Here is a 782-nt window from a genome sequence, read left to right on the forward strand (position 1 = left end):
CCAAAGTAAATTGGCTGTTCATAACAAACAGGCGATTATTTATGCATAACGAAATGATTCAACCGTCGCACTTCGGCATCATTGCTCGCACTTGTATCGCCTCAGTAGTAATGTTGGCGGGTGTTTTCGCTCTTATTTAGTGGAGTGACGTAAGCTAGATTACGTTTTAGAAAACAAAAGCAAAATTCAGGGAATTACCTTCAGTTGTAAACGGTATTCCCCTGAAAATCACTCAAAGTAACCCCTTCTTAGCTGAGTAAGCTAAAAACCAAAGCACTTACCGCAACAATACCTGTGATCAGAACAAAATAGGTAGAGAGCTTTCCACGATACTGCTTCATCGACTCAATCTTATGTACCGCCAACATCGGCATAATGAACAAGATCATTGCGATAACTGGCCCAGATAACGCTTCCATCATGCCTAAAATACTTGGGTTCATGATTGCTGCAGCCCAAATTGACAAGAAAAGAACCACTACGCTAATACGATCAACACGTGTTTCAGACAAATTTGAGTGCTTTGTGATTAAGCCGTTCAAGCTTTCACGTGCGCCTAAGAAATGACCAAGGAAAGAAGAAGTGATCGCGACAAACGCCACCAAAGGACCAAGTGTTGCGATGAACGGGTTATCCGTTGCGTTTGCAAGGTAAGAGAGTACGGATACGTTTTGCGCTTTTGCCTGTGCAAGTTGCTCTGGCGATAGTGCTAATACGCACGAGAAAACAAACAATAGTACGAATGCGATAAGCATGATGCTCGTGCGACGTAAAATCAGTTT

At 42.6% G+C, this 782-nt stretch carries 1 protein-coding gene; it reads right to left on the reverse strand.

All coding sequences use genetic code 11. From position 1 onward, the window contains the following. Positions 1-248 precede the first annotated feature (248 nt). The coding region (locus tag R7040_RS25910; protein WP_318097492.1) for an aromatic amino acid transport family protein at positions 249-782 on the reverse strand (534 nt) is incomplete at its 5' end.

This window comes from Vibrio sp. 1069 (assembly GCF_033340555.1).